The organism is Phaeobacter italicus, assembly GCF_019801785.1.
Classification (GTDB): Bacteria; Pseudomonadota; Alphaproteobacteria; order Rhodobacterales; family Rhodobacteraceae; genus Phaeobacter; species Phaeobacter italicus.
In genome coordinates this window covers 1-18,642 of sequence record NZ_JAHVIJ010000009.1, presented here as the reverse complement: position 1 = coordinate 18,642, position 18,642 = coordinate 1, and the positions used below count along the sequence as shown (strand labels likewise).

The following is an 18,642-nucleotide window of genomic DNA, read 5'->3' as shown; positions in this document are numbered from 1 at the left end:
ACTCGCGCACCTTCATGGCGAGAACGCTTGGCAGAGGTGCATTCAGCGCGTTAGCCGCGAATGCAGCGGCGAACCGCAGATCATCTGCAGTTACGCCGCTTCGTCGTTTCCCGCCGGATCCGGATCAACGGCACCCCAAAGACGATCCAGAACACGGGTGACTTCAGCCTGATCTTCGCTCTTCAGCTTACCGGCCACCGCCTCAGGAACCCCGGCCAGGCGCGAGATCCAAAAGCGGGTGACACGCATCGCGTCGCGCGCGGATGTCAGAGGCTCACCCCCATCACCCTCAGGAGACGGAACAAGGGTGACTGTTTCCAGAAGCTCTTGATAAGCGATCTGATCATCCAGGCAGGGCTCATCAAGCGTCAGTGCGTCATAGGTTTTGCCGTCGTGGATGACCGACCGTTTCAGCGGGACTGTGATTGGCAGATCCATAGGAACCCCTTAATCCAGCAGCAGCGCGGAGCGGATTTCTCCGGTCTGGCTTTGGCCGCCAACACTGTAATCGAAATCGTCAATCTCGAAGATCTCTTCGCCACCGATTTCGAGCTTGGCATAGTTCTGCACAACGGTGCATTTCATCTCCGCCGGATCGCCGGGCTTCCAGCGCCCCGCATCACTCGATGTCAGGCGACCACGCACGGTGTAGACCGCGCTGGTTACGGTGCCGTCCTCATCGACCAGGGCGCCAGTCACCATGAAGGCGTGTTCCGTACCAGGACGGCCAGTCATCAGTTTGATGGTCGCAGGATCCAGCGCTGTCAGGCTGAATTCCAGATCCTCCAACTCATAACCCATGGCGATGGAACGATCTTTGACCATCCCGCCATTGCGCATCTTTTCGGTTTTCTCTTTCGGCATGTTCAAGCCGATGTCCGAAGTCTGCCCGGCCTTCACATCATTGTCGGCCCACAGAACACAATTCCGCAGAATGAATGCGGGGGTAGCTTTCATGGCTGATACTCCTTTCAGCACATTGAGGAAGACCCCGCGCCCTGGAGGACGCGAGGCCGATTTCTGCAATCAAAAAAAGGGAGGCTTATGCAGCCGACTTCAGAGCGCTCTGCGTCAGCGGCAGGTAATACTCGATATTGCGGTGCGCCATGAACCGGACGTCCTCCATCGGTGCAGGCGGCTCCAGGTCAAAGCTCAGCGTGATCTTGCCAGCCGCCATGTCCTCAGGCGTGTTCAGCTCCGGATCCAACCACATATTGCCGCCGATCAAGACCCCTTGCGCCTTCAGGCTCCGGAGCGCGGCGTTCCCCGCCTCCAGCATCAGCTTGACGTTGCCAGTCGAAAACGGACGATCCACGAACGGCAGGAACGACCGGCGCACGGCCTTGTTGACGATATCCGCGACGCGACGCACGGAAATGAAGGACCAGATATCATCCCCGGTCGCGAGACGGTTGCCCCAGAACACCGGGCCATCACCGTGGTTCACGATGGTCGAGATCTGGTTGAAGTTCAGCAAGTTGGACTGCTTGGGATAGTCAGCCACCCGCGTCCACCCCTCAACACCCTTGGAGGCAGGCTTGTTCGACAGGGACCACTGAGGGCCATATTCCTCATCCACCCACGCCTGAAGGCCAGCCGCATAGGAAGAGCCGGGCATAGGGATCAGCTCACCGCTGGCCGCGTCATATTCCAGCCGCTTGCTATCCACGATCATGATCCGGCCTGAGTTGATTTGCTGACGGTAGGCAATGGCCGCCGCGTCATCCAGATCCGGCCCATCGACAAAGCCAATCGCTTCCAGCTCTTCAACGATGCTCTCAAGCGCCGAAACAACAGGCGGCTTGCTCTGCCCGTCGCTGGAGGTAAAGCCGGGCACAGCCAGCAACGTGGGCGCCAACCCTGTCACCGCCTTACCGCGCAGGAGCGCATGAACACCCGTTTTGAGCGCCGCGTCGCCCAGAACATTGGCAAGGGTTTCTGTGGCATCCGCACCTTCGGCCACGCGCACAAAAACCACGTAGGCGCCGACGTGGTAGAAGACGGATTTGATCGCATCCATCAGCGTACCGCTGTCACCAAGGCCCGCGGCCTCAGAGATCCGCCCTTTCAGCAGGATCGGCTTGTTGAGTGGGAACTTGTCGGGGTCCGCATCAGGCGCCGTGCCCACAAGGCCGACAACAGCCGTTGGCGCGTATTTCACCAGAACCGGCGTTTCCTTGCTTTCCTTCAGCCGGGTGCCGTGGTGTTGGGTCAAAAAGGTCATGTCTCTTCCCTTTCGTAAAAGAAAACCCGGCAGACACTGCCGGGCGAGATCCGGCATCCGCCGGGCAAATTCCGCCCCGCCCATCCGGGCAGAGCGCTTACACGCATCTTGGCGTGCGACTGATTTAAACGGTCGGCCAGGCGGCCAGCATGGCGGCCTTGTGTTCGGCGGTGGCGTAATCCGCTGCGATCAGGCCGCTGAGGAAGTGTTCAACAACCGGATTGTCGCGGTGGATGCTTTGGGGAACATCGGTTTCCCATTTCATCCAAAGCAGCTTGATTGCCGGATCTTCCCGCATGGCTAGCTCGCCCGCGTCATCCATGCCGGTGACGTGCCGAAACAGGGTCATGGCTTCCAGCTTGGTCAGGGGGCGGTAGACCGGATCACGGGGCGGCAGCGGTTCGACCGTCCAGCTGCCATCCTGCCAGTCCAGCCGCGTGGTGGCCGGATCATAGGTGGGCTTGGCCGGGGCCGGTGCGTATCCCGCAGCAGCAAGATCGGCCTCGGCATAAGGGGCTGTCCGCCAGCGGCCATTGGGCAGACGCAGCTTTGCCGGTGGCAAGGCCGGGCGCGCGCCATTCAAAGAATAAAGGGGCTGTGTCATATGCTTTGACCTCACATCAGTTCATAAAGGTATTCGCGCGCTGGGTAGGCGTTCAGAACCCGACCTGGCGCAAAAGCGGTTTGGCCCGTCCGATCAACCAGCATCATTTGCCCGTGGTATTCGAGTGCACTGATGTCGCCGGGTGCTGTGAAACTCAGCGCCTGGCCTCCGTAGCCTGTGAATGCCGTTCGGTTCCCGGTAATGATCAGATCTTGGGTCGGCATTTCGAGGCCATACCCCCCGTTGTTCCAAAGTTCTGGGATGTGCTGGCTCTGATCCGGGTTCGCGACGTCGATCCCGGAAAAATCCCACGGAGAGGCGGCATTCCATTTGTCTAGCGTCGTGACATACGGATTCGTTCCCGCCGTTTGGATGCGCAGCATGAAACTGCCATCAGGCGCGACGCAGGAATAGCTAACGTTGGGGATGGAAAGCTGCACCGCCGTGGTCAGATCCCAAGGCGTTGTCAGGTTGTAGATCTGACAGGCTGACGCTCCGTAGATCGCAATATGCCGTCCGTCCTCCGCCAAGCAGATCCTGTAAGACGACCCCCGCGAAATCGGAGCGTAGCTAATGACCGAATTGACCGGATCGCTGAAATCGTCCCAGTTCTGAATATCGTAGATGACAATATTGCCGCCCGTGGTCGCCGAACTGGTGATCAGCTTGCCGGTGCCATCTGAGTTGATGACGGTAAAAATGCCCGGAATGTCCCCCGTAGCGGGTGAACCGGGAACGTCACGGGGCTGTACGATTCGCTTCAGAAACCCCATTCCGGCAATGCCAGCGGCCCCAAAGCCGCCCCCGGCTTTTCCAGCACTGGCCAGCGACAGCAGGGGGCTGCTCAGCGCCCCGCCATGTCCAACAACGCGTCTCATGCGGGCACCGGACGGTCATGGTAGCTGACCCAGATATCAAGGGCGGCATCGGCACTCGCCACAAAGCGCAGCACGTCACCGGCCAAGAGTGTGCCGGGGCCGACGATACTCGCGCGGGCGTCGCCCTCGGTGATGGTCTGCGAGGGCGTCACCTTGTAGGTCTCGCCGCCTGCGTCGATTTCGCAGGTCAGGATTACGCCAGATGCCGCGTCATTGCTGGTCTGAATGGTGGCAATGTGGCGGGTGTGATCTGCCGGAACCGGCGGCATAGCCACCCCGGCTTGCGTGACATGTGCGAGAAAACGGCTTGGGATAATGCTCATGGGTTAGGCTCCTGCAATCATGGCGAGGTGTTCGGTGTCGGACAGCGCGTCAGAGGGCGCCACCCATTTGGCGCTGCCATCTGGGCCGCCTTGCAGCATGGCGCCCGGCGTCGGCGCGCCTGCGGGCAACAGGCGTGGATCCAGCGCGTCCAGGTCTTGTTTGGTGGCGAGGGTCAGATAGTCATTGATGACTGCCGTGACATTCTGAGCCTGACCCACAACGGTGATCAGATCGAATGTCTGCTCCACAACCGTCGCACCACCTTCAGCGGGGAGAAAGTCTGCGGTCTGGCCAGCATGGGTGTAAGCGTAGAGGACATCTGTTCCCACATCTGGATCATGCGCAAACAAACCCAACTCACGAATAAAGAACCCCGTTTGAACTCCTTGGTTCACCAGTACCACCCGAATGCGGGATGTACCGTCACCAACGAGGTCGATCGACTGAATACCAAGGGACGTTTCCTCAGCAACCAGCCCCTGCAGAGCCTCAATATCTGCAGGCGCGACACCAGAGCCCAAACCGACACGCGTGAACTGCAGCTGCTGACCAATTTGCGCCTTGGCCTGCAACTGACGACCAGCCGTCGTCAGGATCATTCCGGGAAAGGCTGCCATTATTGTACCTCATGATTGATAGTGAATTTCTGAGCGACGTGAACAGCACCACTTGCCAATTGCTCCAAGCCAAATGACCCGAACACCAGTTTGGCCGGATGGATGGTGGTACTGCGGCGCTGGTGAATACCAATTGCGAGCGATTGGGCGTCAGGCTGACAGCTCAACCCGACCTCATGGCCAATGCTGTAGCCAACACCCACCCGAAGCGGTCTCCCAACTGACAACTCATATTTTCGCTGACTGCTGATGTTGACCTGAAAGCTCCGCGACACGGGAGCAACCCGGCGAATAGCCTGAACCAAATGGCGGGCAACATCAGGGGCGAGCAGGCCAATGATTGCATCACGCCCCGCCTCCCCGGCGTCGATCAGAACCCGAAACGACCCCCGGCCACCGCCATACTCCCACCACTCTTCCAGTGTCGCTTCATATCCAACCGACCTGATCACTTCGCGTACAGCATAGGGCGTGCCCTTAAAGCGATGGACCTCCGCACTGGCAGCGACAACCTTCCTTTTCACATCGTCAGGCCATGCCTGATCCCACGTATCAACGGAGTTTTCCCACGCCAGATGGTCGAGAATGTCAGGACTTACAGCCCACGGATCCTTTGAGATCATTTCAACCGGAAGTGCAAAAAGGCGCTCCTCCAGCACATCGAGCGCCCGCATCAACGGTGTTGCGCTTGGCGGCAAAAGGCTCTTCACTTGCTCAGACATTGCGCCACCCATCCGCCGACTCGCTCAGCGAAATGGACACCCCCTCACAATGCGGCGCATCAAACGGGCCCGCCTCAATGTTGGCGGAGGGGGCAGTCACCTCGACATCGACAACTCCAGGAACGGAAAGCGCCGCGGCAAGTGAAGACAGGTAAACTGTCCGGCCTATCCGCAAGCGCCCCTGCAGGTAGCCTTGCAGCGCATCTCGCGCGGCAGCCTCGACCGCAGATGATGAGTTCGGGGCCTCGACGTGCAGAATAGCTTCTACGTGAAAGGGAACAGGCCGAGCCGAGACGACAGATAAGAGATCGCCAACCGGGCGCCGCTTATCTTGCACGCAAGCGCCCCTGACAACCGAAAGCAATCCCTCCGATGCGACACCGCCATCCTCTGACGACAACACAACCAGCTTTGGCTCTGCGGGCGGGATCGGTGGATCAATGTTGTCATTGGGCCCATAAACCGCGACATCCACAACCCGATCATCCGCCTGCAGCGCCCAGAATATATAGGCTCCCTCACCGCCAAACGGCGACCATGCCTCTATCGCGAGCTGGATCCGAGCCCGAAATGGCCCATCCCCCTCATAGACAGGACTATCCGGATCACTCCCATCCAAGACCTTGCGGACCACTCCGCGCTCAGCTCCCAGCTGATCAAGCGCAGGCCCACTGGCCAGAGCCAGATAAACCGAACGGATCGCCTCAATCATCCGGTTGTCAGCGTACAGCTCTCGCGCCGCCGCCGCTTCATTCAGGGCCCTCAGTGGGCTAGCTGCCACATTGCGGGCCGTGGCCATCACCTGCGCCGCCGCCTCCGGCCCCAGATCTTCAGCTGCGCGAGCCTCCAGCTCATTCAGGCGCGCAGCAAGGATCGTATCATACCCCTGCCCTTGCAGGATCTCAGGTTGCGGCAGGGCAGCCAAATCCAGCGCTGCAAATCGCGTCATGTCTGTAAACTCCACTCATCTGCCCCACCACGCGCCACGCGGACAACACGCACCTCATCGGTGACAGTCGAAACGTCACCGCTCAATGCGTGGGGCCTGTAGTTGCCGGAGAGGTCGAGAATGATTGCCCCATCTGAGGATGGGGCAACCTCCACATTGGTCAGCTCAAAGCGAGGCTCCCATTTAGCCAGCGCCTCCGCCACAGCCATGTAGAGAGACAGAATGCCCTCTTCATTTTGAGGCGCATCGACAAGCTTGGGAACTTCGGAGCCGAATTCACGCAGAAACACCCGCGTGTTGATCCGGGTAGACAGGATGATCAGAATGCTCTGTACCACCGCAGGCCACCCATCGAGCATTGCGCCTGTTCGGTGATCCAGATCCATCCAGGCTTACCCTTTGGCCGTCTCTGTCTTGGCTGGCGCAGACTTGCCCGCTACCGCCTTTGCGCGCAGCCCCCAGCCATAGGGCTGGAGATAATACTGCGCCTGACGTGGCGACATCGACACCACTTCACCCTCTTTGCGCCACACGCCCAGGATCTCGCGCGCCTGCACGACCTCATATTCCACGGCCCCAACGGCCCCAGTCTCGCTCATCAGCTCTCTCCTCGAAAATGGGCCTCAGCCCGAAAACACTTTTCCGGATCCAGTCGCGACCGAAGAGCCGCAATCAACCGGATCCCCGACCCGCCCCAGCGGCCGGCCATTTACAAAGACGCGACCGCTGCCAGAGGCGAGCGCTCCGCCGTGTGGAGGACAATCCGGGCAACCATGGGCAGCCCAGCTATCCCCCTGCCGATGGACAGGCCGCCCATCAGCAAACACATCCGGGCTTGCGCCAGTTGCCGGGCGTGACGGGAAACACCCATGGCCGGTACAGCTATCGCCCTTTCGCGCGACCGCAGGCATCAGGGCGCCAGGTCAATGCGCGGCCCATCGACAACCACACCGCCAGCCGTCAGCACCACTGAACTGGCTCCGACCTTCAGAACGATCTCAGAACCACCGCCGCGCACCGAAATCAGAGCATCGCCCACCTTCATCAACACAAACTCATCACCGGCACCAGACGGGCGACCATTCGCGTTGGAATTGATGCTGGCCTGAATAGTGCCGTCATGCAGATCGCCGGATTCAGAATAGACCTTCACCTGCTGGCCTACAGATGGCGGAACATGGGTCTTTGCCTCGCCAGCGGCCCCCTCTTCCCAAGGCAGCCAACCTGTCACAAACGGATGCGGCCCGTCATTCAGCTGGACCCGCGCCAAGCCACGCTCGGCATCCACCTTCACTACCACACCTGTGCGAGACTGCGAACGAATACGGCGCTCCAACTCACCCAGGCGCCTTAGGATCTCACTCAAAACACGTCCGAAATCATCCATCAGCCACCCCCTCAGAAAAATCTGGCAAAACGATACTGGCAGAGCGCGGGGCCCCGCCGAAGGAATAGAGCTGCAGACTTTCCGCAACCCGCGTTGTCATGGCCAGCAGCTGTTCATAGGGCGGATAGGGCTCCGCTTGCTCCACACCAAGCGCCGCCTCAATTAGGGGCAACTGTCTGATCCCGGCCTGCGTAGCCAGATGGAGGAAATCCGCCCAAGGCCCACCCGGCGGCCGCGCCGCACCTTGCGCCGGATCCGCCACCACCGTGACTGAAAACCGGAGCTGACCGGCTGCGATCCGCACGCTATCGACCTTTGTCCCAGATCGCAGCTGCTCCTTACTCTCCCAGCTGGTCACGAAAGCGCCCAACACCTGGGCCCACGGGTTCTGTCCATCCGTCAGAGCTCGGCTGATCTGGACTGCCAGAATGTCCATCGTTGCCTCAAATGCGGCATCCGTGGCGGGGATCCCCTCCAGGATCTCAGAGGCGCCCGTTTCCTTGTTGCTCCGCGCCATCGCTCGCGACACACCATAGCTGAACACCAGGTCAACCATGCCATTTGAGCGCACGCCCGATTGCCCAAGCTGCGCGGCCTTCGCACCGTCCGTATAGACCGCAACAAAAGGCGCATCGCGCGAACTGCGCAGAACGCCATCAGCTGCAACATCAATAGGGGCAATCTCACTATCCAGCACCTGCTCACCCACAAGGGTGCCCGCCGCCTTCAGCGCCTCAACAGCGCAAATCCGGATCGCCATCATTGTCAAAGACATCAGTTTGCATCCTCTAGCTGAAGGATGATCCGGTGGTGGGAACGGTCATCCACCATCCGCACCAAAAAGACCGGCTCACCATGGCGATCCAGGGCCACCACCTTGTCATCCTGCTGCACATCCAACGCCGGAAAATCAGACCGGCGGATCTTCAGAGTGCCGCCACTTGCCGCGATCCCCGGCAGAGACGCCGCACGGGATCCGAAGCTATACCGCTCCTCGCGCCGCTCACCTGTTCGCAACACAGCAAGCAACTCCAAAGGCTTGCGCTCCGGATCGGGCTCACCATCACGCATGGGCAGGATCCGGATCTCCTCTGACCACTCATCATCAACCGCACTGGCCAGCTCTTCTGCGTATTCTTTCATTCACGCCCCTCCCATGAAAAAGGGCGACCGAATGGCCGCCCTCTCGGATTTTATTTTGGTAGCGATCAGGTTATCCGGCGCGAGCGCGCTGCAGCATTTCCGGACGGCTGCAGATAAAGATCGGGTAGCTGTACAGCTCGGTGCGGTCCCACGCATCGCGGCCAGACGGATCCGCCAGCAAGAGGCCATAGTATTCCTGCGCTTTGCGGTTCAGATAGGGCTTGAACTCAGGACACGGGGTGAAACCCGCCTTGAACGCCCCGCGAGCGCCGACCGGGAAGAAACGCGCCTTGTCCGACGCAATGGCCAAAGGCCCTTCATCGGCACCACGATAGTTGATGAAGGTGATATTCTCGATTTCCTTGGAAGAATAACCGGGAATATCCTCCAGCAGAGCCGCGCGTTCCGTGCCGAGTTTGGTTTCCTTGATCGACTTGTGACCGACGATCTTGTCAAAGAACCCGTCACCGCAGATGGAGACGATCCGGGTCGAAGGCGTATAGGCCCCCTTCCCTTTCGCCTGCATTTTGCGCTCAACCTCACGGCATTTCTTGCGGACATCGGTTTCCGGATTGCCGAGCTCGAAGTTGATTTCAGCAGGCTGGGCAACATCAAACTCTTTGTACCAGTCTACGATCACTGTCCCGTCAGCATCCAGGACTTTGCCCTGCAAAGCGCCAAGGCGCATATGCTCCCACGTCAGCTCCGCCTCTTCCAGAAGATGCGCAAAGCGCTCTGCGACTTCTTCGGCCATTTCCTTGGTCTGCAGGTCGAAGGGAAGCGCCGAAACACCCGCAACTTCATGCGCGTGGATTGTGGACCCTTTCGCAAGGCGCGAGCCGGAAAAATACCGCACGCGCGCCCCTTTGGGGATCAGCTCTTGCGGCGCCTCCCCAAGGGCCGATGTCGGGATCATGGTCAGTTTGCGATCACGTTCCGTGATGGCGATCTGTGTGGAGCGCGAATAGACCGGCTCGAAGATGCCCAGCTGACCCAGAAGGTTCGGACGGAAATCGACACGTTCCACGACCTCTTCCTGAACCTCGACAGCGCCCCAGGCGTTTTGATTGAATACGTCGGATACAAGACCCATTGCGCTCTCCTTAGCGGCAGATAATGAATTGGGCTGCAAGTGCAGCAATGGCGGCTTTCTTCTGCTCAGCAGTGATCGCCTCAGGCCAGATCAGTCGCCCCTCTGTCACGGCGGTCAGGCGCGCGGTGAACACACGGCGCACGCTGGCCACAGTCGCATCACAGCCCTGATAGAGGATCCCGGCGACGACCTCCGCGCCGGTGTCAGCATCGGGATCAAACGGCACATATTCGCCGCTGGCCACCAGCTTCCCCATGACGGTGCCCGCATCGAGCTTGTTGGATCCTGCAGCAACAAGACCGGCATCACGGCTCAGCGTCAGATCCAGCTCAGCCATGATATAGGATCCGGTAACTGCCATATTCTGATGAAGAACATTGCTCATCGTCATGCCTCCTTAGCGGCGCTGCTTGTTCAGGCGACCGACTGCATCAGCCAGCGCCGTGGGCTTCGGGGAAGGATCTCCGGCACCCGCCAACTGCGGCTGCGCAAGAGTTGCCGTCATTTGGTTCAGGCGGTTGGCCTCATAACCACCAGATGCAGGCTGCTGCACCGGCGCAGCGCCCTGCTGCGAGGCCTGAGCCTGCGCGGCATCCACCGGCGCGCCTGAAGGCGCCAGCCCTGCCTCCAGCACCGCAACAGCCTGCTGCGCGTCGAGCTGGGGGCAGTTGAAGGCAAGGTGTTCAGCCTGAGCCCGTGCAGCGCCTTGCGCTGCACTGTGCGTCAGAATTTCCTGCACGCGGGCAACCGCGGCATCCTGACTGACCTGCGGTGCGGCAACCGAAGCCGCAGGCGGCGCGGCAGCCGCGGCAGGCGCTGCGGAGGTCGGGGCTGCCGCGACAGGTGCCACGTTTTGGGGAGGATTCGCCATGCTTTCAGTCTCCTTGCTTTGGCGGTGAAGGGATGCGGCAAATGCCGCCATGGGCCGCTCCAAAGGGAGCTTCCAATTTCGCTTGCTGGCCATCGCGACCAGCTTTTTCGGGGAATGCGCATAGGCGCCGTAATCAAAGGCTGCGGCCTTCGCAGCTTTGACGTCCTCAGAGGCCGTCGCAAAGCCGCGCTTCACAGCCTCTTCGCCGGTCAGCCAAAGCTCAGCCTTCATTTCCTTGCGCAAGTCGTCTGGATCATCACCAGATTGCTCGGCGTAAATGCTCGCCATCACCGCGCCGATCCGATCCAGCGCCCGAACCGCAATCGCAATCTCATCAGCCATACCGGAGGCAAACCCGGATGGGTCATGAAGCATCATTGTGGCGCCGCGCCGCATGATGATCTGATCACCAGCCATCGAGATCAGGGAGGCTGCAGACGCCGCCACCCCATCCACGACAACTGTAACCTCTCCACCGTGCGCCTTCAGGGCGTTGTAGATCGCTATGCCCTGATCGGTGTAACCACCGCCGGAGTTCACGCGCACTGTGATGTCGGCATCATCGCCAAGCTCTTCCAACGCCTCCAGAACGTCGATGTCTTCAAAATAGCGCTCACCAAAAAAGCTCGCGCCGACGGACCCGTACAAGACGAGCTCGCCATCCTTAATGATGGTCATCCGTTGTCTCCTGATGGTTAGTAGCGCAGGCCCATGGCAAAGCGACGCCGCTTGCCTGACACCTTGGACGCCCGGTCCTCATAGAATTTGATCAGCCGTTCCAGCTGCTCTGAATTGGCGCGGGTGAAGGTAACTTCCTCACCATCAATCCGCACCGTTTCCCGTTTGTCACCGGCCACGATCTGCAGCTGCACCCGGCGCAATGCCGCCGCGACGGCTGCAGGATCACTAATGTCCACGATCTGCTTACCGATCCTGACAGAGTTGAGATCACTCATTCAGACACCTCGACAGGCAAGGGTGCCGCCGAACCCGAAGTCTGAACAGCATAAGGGGAAGCCATTCCGGCATCCTCATAGCGCCGATGCTCTTCAAGCTGAGCAGCAAACACAGTTTCAAAATCAACACCCAGCTGCCCCATTTCATGGGCCAGTGTCGTGGTGCGGTTTTCAAGGCGCCGCCCGGCTGCGCGCGCCGCCTTGTAATCGTCAGCAGTTGGCTTCATTGGCCCGTGCCATTCGCTCTGGCAGATCCGCGCCCGGTTCTGGCGAAACACCTCATAGCCCGGCGGGAAGTCGATCCGGCCCTCACCAACCTCTTCATCCAACCAAGAAGCATAGACAGCGGCATATTTGGGCACCGCCCGCCGGGTGCGCCGCCGCTCAACCACCGGCCAAACCACAGCGTTATCCATCAAGACGCTGGAATATGTCGCATCGGTGTTGTCCATGGTGAACGCGCCGTAGGTGATCCCAAGACAACGCGCGACATCGCGCATCAGCGCGGCCCGGTAAGGCAGATAGTCACCACCCGGCACCTTTGGCGTTTCAAGGTTCAGCTTTTCACCGGGGCCGAGGTGTGAAACCCGCGGATCTGCTCCAACATCAACACGGCTACCGGCGGCACTCTCCAACTGACCAGACAGATAGCCCATATACTCGCCAGAGAGTGCTGAAGCGGCGGAAATACCGTCGCCCGCCTGGCCGTCAGGCACAACCGCGCCCCCCATATCCTCCAGCATCGTCAGTGCCTCAAACGCATCCTTTGACGGCTGTTCGCTGGTTAGAGCGATGGCAAACACGGTTTGAAGAACCGCCATCTGCAAAGTCGCATCATCCAGGTTCTCAGCCTGGATGAATTTCCGAAAGGACGGCGCCAAAGCCGAAACCCCACGGACATCCGTTGCGTCCATCGGGTCAAAGTTGTGAAGCACAATTGGCCGGCCATCCGCATCGCGCGCAGGGAAGTCCTGCGTTTGCGAGATCCCACCGGAGGACATCCGGAACCGATAGGCCACAGGGCGGTGCCGACTGTCATGCAGCACCCCTTGATAAAGCCCCTCATGCTCGCGCGTATCCTGCACCAGCTGCATGGGAGGAACCATCAGCAGCTTAGTGCCCGAAGTGATGCCGTATTGACGCCGCACCGACTGCGGGAAGTAGTCGATGATCCCGATATCCTCACCAAAAGCGATGTCCCAACGCAGCGAGATATCAACCAGCTCATGCAGATTGAACTTGCCCCGGTAATCCACTTCGGCTGCCGTGTTGGCATAAGACCGCCAGCGCTTCTTAATCGCCTCCCGAAACGCCTTGCCCTGCTCTTCAGACATCCCCAGACCTGAAAGATCAGGCTGAGGGGAAAGCGTCAGCCCGACACCAATCGTGTCAGACAAGACCTGATCACACGCCCCCTTCAGGATCCCCGAGTTCTGGATCAAATCCTGCGCCAGAGCCGCGCATTGCGCCCAGGAGCGGCGGATATCATCACGGCTACTGGTCAGCGGCACATTGCGAGAGGCAATAGCGCCGCTCTTGGTATCCCGCAAATAGCGGGCGGTTGACTTCTTCGCCTGCCCGCCCGACAGACGGCCCTGCGCGGCCGCCTTGCCCTGCGACTTGCGACTGCGCCTGCCTTTCTGCGATTTGCTCACTGCGTCCTCCTACTCCACTTGGAAGGCTGTTTGGCGGCCGGAGCCGGTTTCTGCGGTTGCGGATCATCAACTGGCGCATCAGATGCAGTTGAGACAGGCTTGGAAGCCACCACAGGCGGCGGGCTGATCATCAAATCCTCCAGATCTCCTTGAACCTCTTCAGGCGGGCACTCGCGCTCAGCGATCAGTCCTGCCCAAACATGATCCAGCAGCTCACGCTGAGGCCCTGCACGCCGCACAAATGCCGCTTCTGCCTGCAGCATCGTATCCAGCCCTTCGTTGTTCTGATTGGGATCCTTGACCCACCGATAGACGGTGAAGCCATGCTTCTTTTCCGGCTTGCGGCTCTCTGCGGTGATCTGGCGGAAATACTCATCCTCCAGATCGCAGGGAAACAGCACGTGACCGCTGGCCTCCGGATCCTCTTTCCGGACATTCCGGTAAAAGGCCATCTTCAGCACAGACGTGGCGAAGTTGAAAAAGCGCTTGCGATAGTGAACCTTCTCGCCGCGCTTGTTCGTCTCCTTCTTCACCTGCACGAAAAGCGGAATATGTTCCTCATGCCGACCACGCACCATGATCACACGAGCCGCAGGGTGACGACGCACCCACCCCCAGACATCTTCGGTGTAAGCGTTCCCGTCGATGGCCAGAATGTCGATCAGGAGTGATCGGCCATAGGAGTTGCGGAACCCCTGTTTCAGCAAGGCATCCAAACCCGCGCGGCATTTGTCATCGCTGATATGCCCCGGAATGACACCATACTGCACAACAGCGCGGCGCCGGTGTGGCCCCCAGGCGATAACCTGGAACTCGACACGATCATCCTGACAGTCCACCCCGCAAGTGAGATAGACAAAGCCGGGCGGCACCCTGCCCCGCCGATGCTCTGAGAGTGACGCACGATCTCGCAGCTCTTCCCAAGGTGGCGCCTCTCCGGTTGCCTTGTAAGCCCGCCCCACAACGTCATTCATGAACGTCTGCTCACTGGCAGGATCGCCCTTCGCGTCAATCCATGACCGGGCGATCCGCTCAAAAGACTGCAGCAGCGAATAAGCCGACCACAGATAAAACGACCTGTGGAACCGCTTGCGCTCAGGATACTTTGCCCGCCATTCAGCGCCCTTCAGCATCTTCGGGCGATGATGCTCATGGATCTCCTGCCCACAGGACGGACAGTAGAAACACGCTTTCTCCGGATGATCCTCATCCAGATGCTCTGCAAAATTCTCCCACTCCAGAGTGTGCATTTCGCCGCATTCGTCATGCGGACACGGCACATAAAGATGCTCTTGGCTGCCAGCCTCAAAGTTCTTTGTGATCCGACACCCAGGAATGACCAGGGGCGTTGAAATCTTGAAGATCTTGGCAAACTCATAACCCTGACTGCGGCTATCCGCCTGCTTTTCAGGATCACCGGCTGAGTTGGTCTCCCATTTCGACAAGTCATCCTGAACCTGCCGAGACATCGAAACCTGAGACAAAGACGCCGGAGAGTTTGCCCCAGAGATCTGGATAGCGCCGCGGCCGTCTTTGCGCTCTTTGTACATCACCGAGTCACCGCCCTCACGCGATGAGTTCAGCGGGAAGATTTTGCGGAGCGCAGTTGTCCCCTTCAACATTGGCGACAGCTTCATCTTAGACCAGCGCCGCCCGTTGTCTTCGGTCGGATGGACATAGAGAAAATCGCAAGGATCAAGATCCAGCGTCCCGCCGGTGAAGATATTCGCCAGCACCGTGCCCCCAAGCTGGGCCGACTTCGCAAGCGAGACGATCCGACAGGGATCCTCCGGAGACAGCGCCTGCAGGATCTCCGTGAAATAGCTGAAGCGCTCCGGATTGTATGGCCCCGGCATCGGGCTCTCACGCTTGGAGAACACGATATTTTCAGTCGCCCACCGCAGGTAATCCACGGCCTGCGGCGGCTCAAGAACCTCTGCCAGTACATCGTGGAGCATCCATTCTGTGCTGGTTAGGTTCAGATCGAGCATCAATCCTCCAATTCAATCTTCGCTGGGGCCGTCGTACCGACCGCGCTTGCGGCCTCCCGATGTTTCGCGGACGCCTGCTCTCGCACTGTGCGGAACTCATTGCGCAGAAGGTGCAGCGCGTCCCGCTGCGGCACCTCGAATTTCTCAGCCAGCCTCGCTGCAAAATCAGGCAAAGCCCCCTCAAAGATCTGCAGCATCATGCCGGAGATCCGGGCCATCTGGGCGCGAGCCACCGCGGCCTCAACCAATCGCCCCTGCAGCTGCGCCTCTGAAATCGCATCCATGCGATTTTTCCGCTGCATCTGCTCCAGCCGGGCAGCTTTCAGCGGATCAGAGGGAGCGATGACCGGCGCGCGCTGTGGCGCTGGTTCTTCAGCCGGTGAAGCGTGGGCCTCAGGAATTGCGGCTGCAGCCGGAAGATCCAGCTGCTCGACCGGCGCCACCGGTTCAGGCTGAGGTTCAGGTTCAGGCGCGGCGGGCATGACATCCGCAGCTGTCTTGGTGGCAATGCCGTTGCCAAGCGACTGACCAAGATCACGGTTCTGGGCGACCTGTGCGAGCGCCTTGGCCGTGATCAGCTTGCCCTTTTTGCCAGGCTTGCTGAAGGCGTCCTCCAGAAGAATGCCGTTTGCCTTCCACTGGCTGACAGCGGCCCGCGACACTTCGCAGTAGCGAGCAAACTCTGCCTGCGACATTTGCTCTGGAAGCGCCTCCATTCCGGCCAAGTCTCCTTTGCAGTTCAGCGGGCCAAATCTGTTAAGCCCAAAACGTTAAGCAGCCCCCATGTGTTAAGGCTTTGAAAAGTGGGTCAGACTGGAGATCCTTCGGGGGGTTTCCCACCCGCGTAGACTCAGAATGGGCTACGGTCCCTTTTTTGGGGGGCCGAGTTGCAGGCAAATCCTGGCCATAAGCTTACACTCTAATGCCGCGCCTCAACCCTAGAGGACACGCCCGATCTCATGATCAAGCCGCTGCGGTAGAACCTTGGCAACCACCTCATCAAACGCCACAGCACTTGCGCCCTCGACCATTTCAAGCGGGATAACCACGCCGGATCTCAACCGCTCCAACTCCGTCCTACCACCAGAGCGACCATAGACGTGGCCACCGAGCGTGCTGGTCAGCTCAACACGACGATCAGGGAACGCACCGCCCCGAAAGAACGTATCGCCAATGAACTCCTCATTGCCGCGCGAGCGGCCAAGGTAGGCTACAACGCCGTCGCGGGTTTCGCGCTTCTTGAAGTACCGCAGCGACACGTCACCACCGACGCTTTCCAGCGTGTAGCTCAAGTGATCCCAATCAGAGCGGCGGGTCTGGACGGCAGCACGAATTGTCTTCTGGAGCAGCCCGACCTCCACAGCCAGCGTCCGCACCACCTGTGTGCGCGCCATGTCGCCCGCACGGTTGATGGCCCGGTTGGCAACCTTTGGCCCCTCTTCGCCCAACGCCCCCAGCCGGTTGGCGAAGCGTTGCAGCTCGCGATCCTCATAGCCGTTGACGTTGAACATCCCGCCACCTCCGCGTCTCTCACGAAAAAGGGCCAGCCTAGCAATTTCCGCCAGACCAGCCCTGAAAACCACGAACATCCTAGGGAATGAATTACATTTACACCTCCATCGACAAGACCACAGTTTGCACTCAGCGCACCAAACACAAAAAAGGCCCGCGCGTTTCCGCCGGGCCATTCTTCCAATGCAGCTGCAGTGCCTAACGCTGAACCGGCTATCGCCTTTGAGCGCTGGCTTGACGGGATGGGCAGAGTTCGGGGCTGTACCATGCGAGATCTGCCGTCCGACGCTACGGTGTGTCGCTCAAGGGACAGGGGCCGCCACGTCTTCGCCTCCCTTTTGTTAAGCGCCCCAGCCGTATCCGGTCAAGCCCCCTTAACAATAAGCCATGCAACTTTACACTTAACTTATTGTGCAGCAGTCAAAAATTCCTGCTCAAGATCAACCTCAACATCCTTGCCCAAGAGGGTCATCACCGCACGGGCAGAGCCGCCAGACACATCCAGAAGAGAAACCGTCTGCCCCTCAAAAGGCCCAGCATCCACGCGGACCAAATCACCAACAGAAAATCGCACCGGCTCAGCCTCCACGTTTGAAGCCTTGCGACGCAGGCGACCGCCGCCAAACTTGCGCATCAGAAAACGCACCTTGGCGTCAGAGATCCGAACAGGCTGCCCGCCTGCCCCCATCACTCCCGCAACCACATCCAAAGCCATCAGCTCATGGAACCGCGCCTGACCAGCAGCCCAACCGACGAACAGCCAACCCTCCATAGCAGGGCGGCACTTCAACTTCTGCTCAGAGCTGTACCGATTGACCCTCGACCACTCTTTCTTGATCGGCAGGAACACCTCAAACCCCGCTTTCTGCAGCACCAGCTCCGGCACAAACACCCGCTGACCGGAGCCCTTCACCTTGCGGCGCACCATCCGGCCATTGCCCGCCTTGTAAGTCTCATACTCAACCCCAAGCAGCGTCTCCCGACGCCCGCCATTCTGGCGCGCCTTCAGCTTCACAGCATACCAATCCATCTCGGTGCCCACGGTTCGGTCTGGCAGGCTCATGATGCAACCATGTCCTCGCAGGCGCGGATCGCAGCCCGGCGCTTCTGGCGGAATTGCTCCTCTTCCCGGCTCACCTCCCCTACCCGCGCCAGACGGCTCTCGATGTCCCGCAGCCGCCGCATGCCATCATCGGCGCTCTCGCGGATCTTGCTCAGCGTCCAGGCACCCGGCCACTGGCGGTTGCCCTTCAGCCAGACATGCAGCTCCGGCGCCCAGCCCTCGCTGATCGCCTTCTGCCCGATCTCATGGGCAAAGACCTTCAGCATCAGCGGCGATGGCCCCGCCTCTGGCGGCTCAATACGGCGCGCCTGGTCCAGCACATGCAGCGCGATCGGGAAGCGATCCCGCTCCTTGCCGCCCGGATGCTGCTGACACCACTCGCAGAGGCTCATCAGCCCCTGCGGGCTCATATAGGCCAGCTTCTGCCGCAGCTCCCGGCGCATCAACTCGAACTGCTCCTTGCGCATGGTTCCGGGCTTGGTCAGCCCCATCAGATCCAGCGGGGCAATCAACAGCTCCTGCACCCGCTTTTCGCCCTCTTGCTGTTTGCTCACGTCCATACCCAACCTCTTTCTCTGCAAGTCCAACTTATCCACAGGCTCACCCGGGCTGAGTGTCCGCGTTGCTGTCTTTCTTTTTCATTCTCATTGTCT

Annotated in this window: 25 protein-coding genes; all 25 read right to left on the bottom strand. The window is 59.9% G+C overall.

Annotation, left to right across the window (positions count from 1 at the left end):
• Positions 1–90 precede the first annotated feature (90 nt).
• Positions 91–438, bottom strand: coding sequence for a phage tail assembly protein (locus KUV39_RS17520; protein WP_209033385.1), 348 nt, complete (start codon positions 436–438; stop codon positions 91–93).
• A gap of 9 nt (positions 439–447) precedes the next feature.
• Positions 448–957 carry a phage major tail tube protein gene (locus KUV39_RS17515; RefSeq protein WP_168613356.1) on the bottom strand — a complete coding sequence of 170 codons (510 nt, stop codon included), beginning with the start codon at positions 955–957 and terminating at the stop codon, positions 448–450.
• A gap of 85 nt (positions 958–1,042) precedes the next feature.
• A complete protein-coding gene (locus KUV39_RS17510) occupies positions 1,043–2,224 on the bottom strand; it encodes a phage tail sheath subtilisin-like domain-containing protein (protein WP_244998446.1) in 1,182 nt (393 codons plus the stop codon).
• 124 nt (positions 2,225–2,348) lie between these two features.
• The gene (locus KUV39_RS17505; RefSeq protein ID WP_168578538.1) at positions 2,349–2,828 is read right to left on the bottom strand and encodes a hypothetical protein; all 480 of its coding nucleotides are present in this window, start codon (positions 2,826–2,828) and stop codon (positions 2,349–2,351) included.
• Positions 2,829–2,839: 11 nt separating this feature from the next.
• Positions 2,840–3,601: a hypothetical protein gene (locus KUV39_RS17500; protein ID WP_222460490.1), complete on the bottom strand. Its 762-nt coding sequence runs from the start codon at positions 3,599–3,601 to the stop codon at positions 2,840–2,842.
• A 101-nt stretch (positions 3,602–3,702) separates the two neighbouring features.
• Positions 3,703–4,029 (bottom strand): hypothetical protein, encoded by a 327-nt coding sequence (locus KUV39_RS17495; protein WP_168578536.1) that lies wholly within the window; start codon positions 4,027–4,029, stop codon positions 3,703–3,705.
• A 3-nt stretch (positions 4,030–4,032) separates the two neighbouring features.
• Positions 4,033–4,647: a phage tail-collar fiber domain-containing protein gene (locus tag KUV39_RS17490; protein WP_168578535.1), complete on the bottom strand. Its 615-nt coding sequence runs from the start codon at positions 4,645–4,647 to the stop codon at positions 4,033–4,035.
• The gene (locus KUV39_RS17485; protein ID WP_222460489.1) at positions 4,647–5,381 is read right to left on the bottom strand and encodes a phage tail protein I; all 735 of its coding nucleotides are present in this window, start codon (positions 5,379–5,381) and stop codon (positions 4,647–4,649) included. Before KUV39_RS17485 ends, KUV39_RS17490 begins: the two co-directional genes overlap by 1 nt.
• Positions 5,362–6,318, bottom strand: coding sequence for a baseplate assembly protein (locus KUV39_RS17480; RefSeq protein ID WP_244998445.1), 957 nt, complete (start codon positions 6,316–6,318; stop codon positions 5,362–5,364). Before KUV39_RS17480 ends, KUV39_RS17485 begins: the two co-directional genes overlap by 20 nt.
• On the bottom strand, positions 6,315–6,704 hold the full coding sequence (locus KUV39_RS17475; protein ID WP_008558926.1) for a GPW/gp25 family protein: 390 nt from the start codon (positions 6,702–6,704) through the stop codon (positions 6,315–6,317). Before KUV39_RS17475 ends, KUV39_RS17480 begins: the two co-directional genes overlap by 4 nt.
• Positions 6,705–6,710: 6 nt before the next feature.
• Positions 6,711–6,917 carry a hypothetical protein gene (locus KUV39_RS17470; protein WP_209033393.1) on the bottom strand — a complete coding sequence of 69 codons (207 nt, stop codon included), beginning with the start codon at positions 6,915–6,917 and terminating at the stop codon, positions 6,711–6,713.
• A 24-nt stretch (positions 6,918–6,941) separates the two neighbouring features.
• The gene (locus tag KUV39_RS17465; protein ID WP_037302259.1) at positions 6,942–7,229 is read right to left on the bottom strand and encodes a PAAR domain-containing protein; all 288 of its coding nucleotides are present in this window, start codon (positions 7,227–7,229) and stop codon (positions 6,942–6,944) included.
• A complete protein-coding gene (locus tag KUV39_RS17460; RefSeq protein ID WP_222460487.1) occupies positions 7,229–7,705 on the bottom strand; it encodes a phage baseplate assembly protein V in 477 nt (158 codons plus the stop codon). The genes KUV39_RS17465 and KUV39_RS17460 overlap by 1 nt, the downstream gene beginning before the upstream one ends.
• On the bottom strand, positions 7,698–8,480 hold the full coding sequence (locus tag KUV39_RS17455) for a hypothetical protein (protein WP_222460486.1): 783 nt from the start codon (positions 8,478–8,480) through the stop codon (positions 7,698–7,700). The genes KUV39_RS17460 and KUV39_RS17455 overlap by 8 nt, the downstream gene beginning before the upstream one ends.
• Complete coding sequence (locus KUV39_RS17450; protein WP_222460485.1) at positions 8,480–8,848, bottom strand: hypothetical protein; 369 nt, start codon at positions 8,846–8,848, stop codon at positions 8,480–8,482. Before KUV39_RS17450 ends, KUV39_RS17455 begins: the two co-directional genes overlap by 1 nt.
• Positions 8,849–8,918: 70 nt before the next feature.
• Positions 8,919–9,941, bottom strand: a complete 1,023-nt coding sequence (locus tag KUV39_RS17445; RefSeq protein ID WP_209033401.1) for a major capsid protein — start codon at positions 9,939–9,941, stop codon at positions 8,919–8,921.
• Positions 9,942–9,951: 10 nt separating this feature from the next.
• Positions 9,952–10,326, bottom strand: a complete 375-nt coding sequence (locus KUV39_RS17440; RefSeq protein WP_168578526.1) for a head decoration protein — start codon at positions 10,324–10,326, stop codon at positions 9,952–9,954.
• Positions 10,327–10,338: 12 nt separating this feature from the next.
• Positions 10,339–11,490: a head maturation protease, ClpP-related gene (locus tag KUV39_RS17435; RefSeq protein WP_222460484.1), complete on the bottom strand. Its 1,152-nt coding sequence runs from the start codon at positions 11,488–11,490 to the stop codon at positions 10,339–10,341.
• 17 nt (positions 11,491–11,507) lie between these two features.
• Positions 11,508–11,768, bottom strand: coding sequence for a gpW family head-tail joining protein (gene gpW / locus KUV39_RS17430; protein WP_168578524.1), 261 nt, complete (start codon positions 11,766–11,768; stop codon positions 11,508–11,510).
• A complete protein-coding gene (locus KUV39_RS17425) occupies positions 11,765–13,423 on the bottom strand; it encodes a phage portal protein (RefSeq protein WP_168578523.1) in 1,659 nt (552 codons plus the stop codon). Before KUV39_RS17425 ends, gpW begins: the two co-directional genes overlap by 4 nt.
• Positions 13,420–15,414: a phage terminase large subunit family protein gene (locus tag KUV39_RS17420; protein WP_168578522.1), complete on the bottom strand. Its 1,995-nt coding sequence runs from the start codon at positions 15,412–15,414 to the stop codon at positions 13,420–13,422. Before KUV39_RS17420 ends, KUV39_RS17425 begins: the two co-directional genes overlap by 4 nt.
• On the bottom strand, positions 15,414–16,130 hold the full coding sequence (locus KUV39_RS17415; RefSeq protein ID WP_222460483.1) for a hypothetical protein: 717 nt from the start codon (positions 16,128–16,130) through the stop codon (positions 15,414–15,416). Before KUV39_RS17415 ends, KUV39_RS17420 begins: the two co-directional genes overlap by 1 nt.
• A 222-nt stretch (positions 16,131–16,352) precedes the next feature.
• On the bottom strand, positions 16,353–16,925 hold the full coding sequence (locus KUV39_RS17410; RefSeq protein ID WP_222460482.1) for a hypothetical protein: 573 nt from the start codon (positions 16,923–16,925) through the stop codon (positions 16,353–16,355).
• A gap of 407 nt (positions 16,926–17,332) precedes the next feature.
• Positions 17,333–17,989 (bottom strand): transcription termination/antitermination protein NusG, encoded by a 657-nt coding sequence (nusG, locus tag KUV39_RS17405; RefSeq protein ID WP_222460481.1) that lies wholly within the window; start codon positions 17,987–17,989, stop codon positions 17,333–17,335.
• Positions 17,986–18,549 (bottom strand): hypothetical protein, encoded by a 564-nt coding sequence (locus KUV39_RS17400; protein WP_222460480.1) that lies wholly within the window; start codon positions 18,547–18,549, stop codon positions 17,986–17,988. The genes nusG and KUV39_RS17400 overlap by 4 nt, the downstream gene beginning before the upstream one ends.
• Positions 18,550–18,642: the final 93 nt, after the last annotated feature.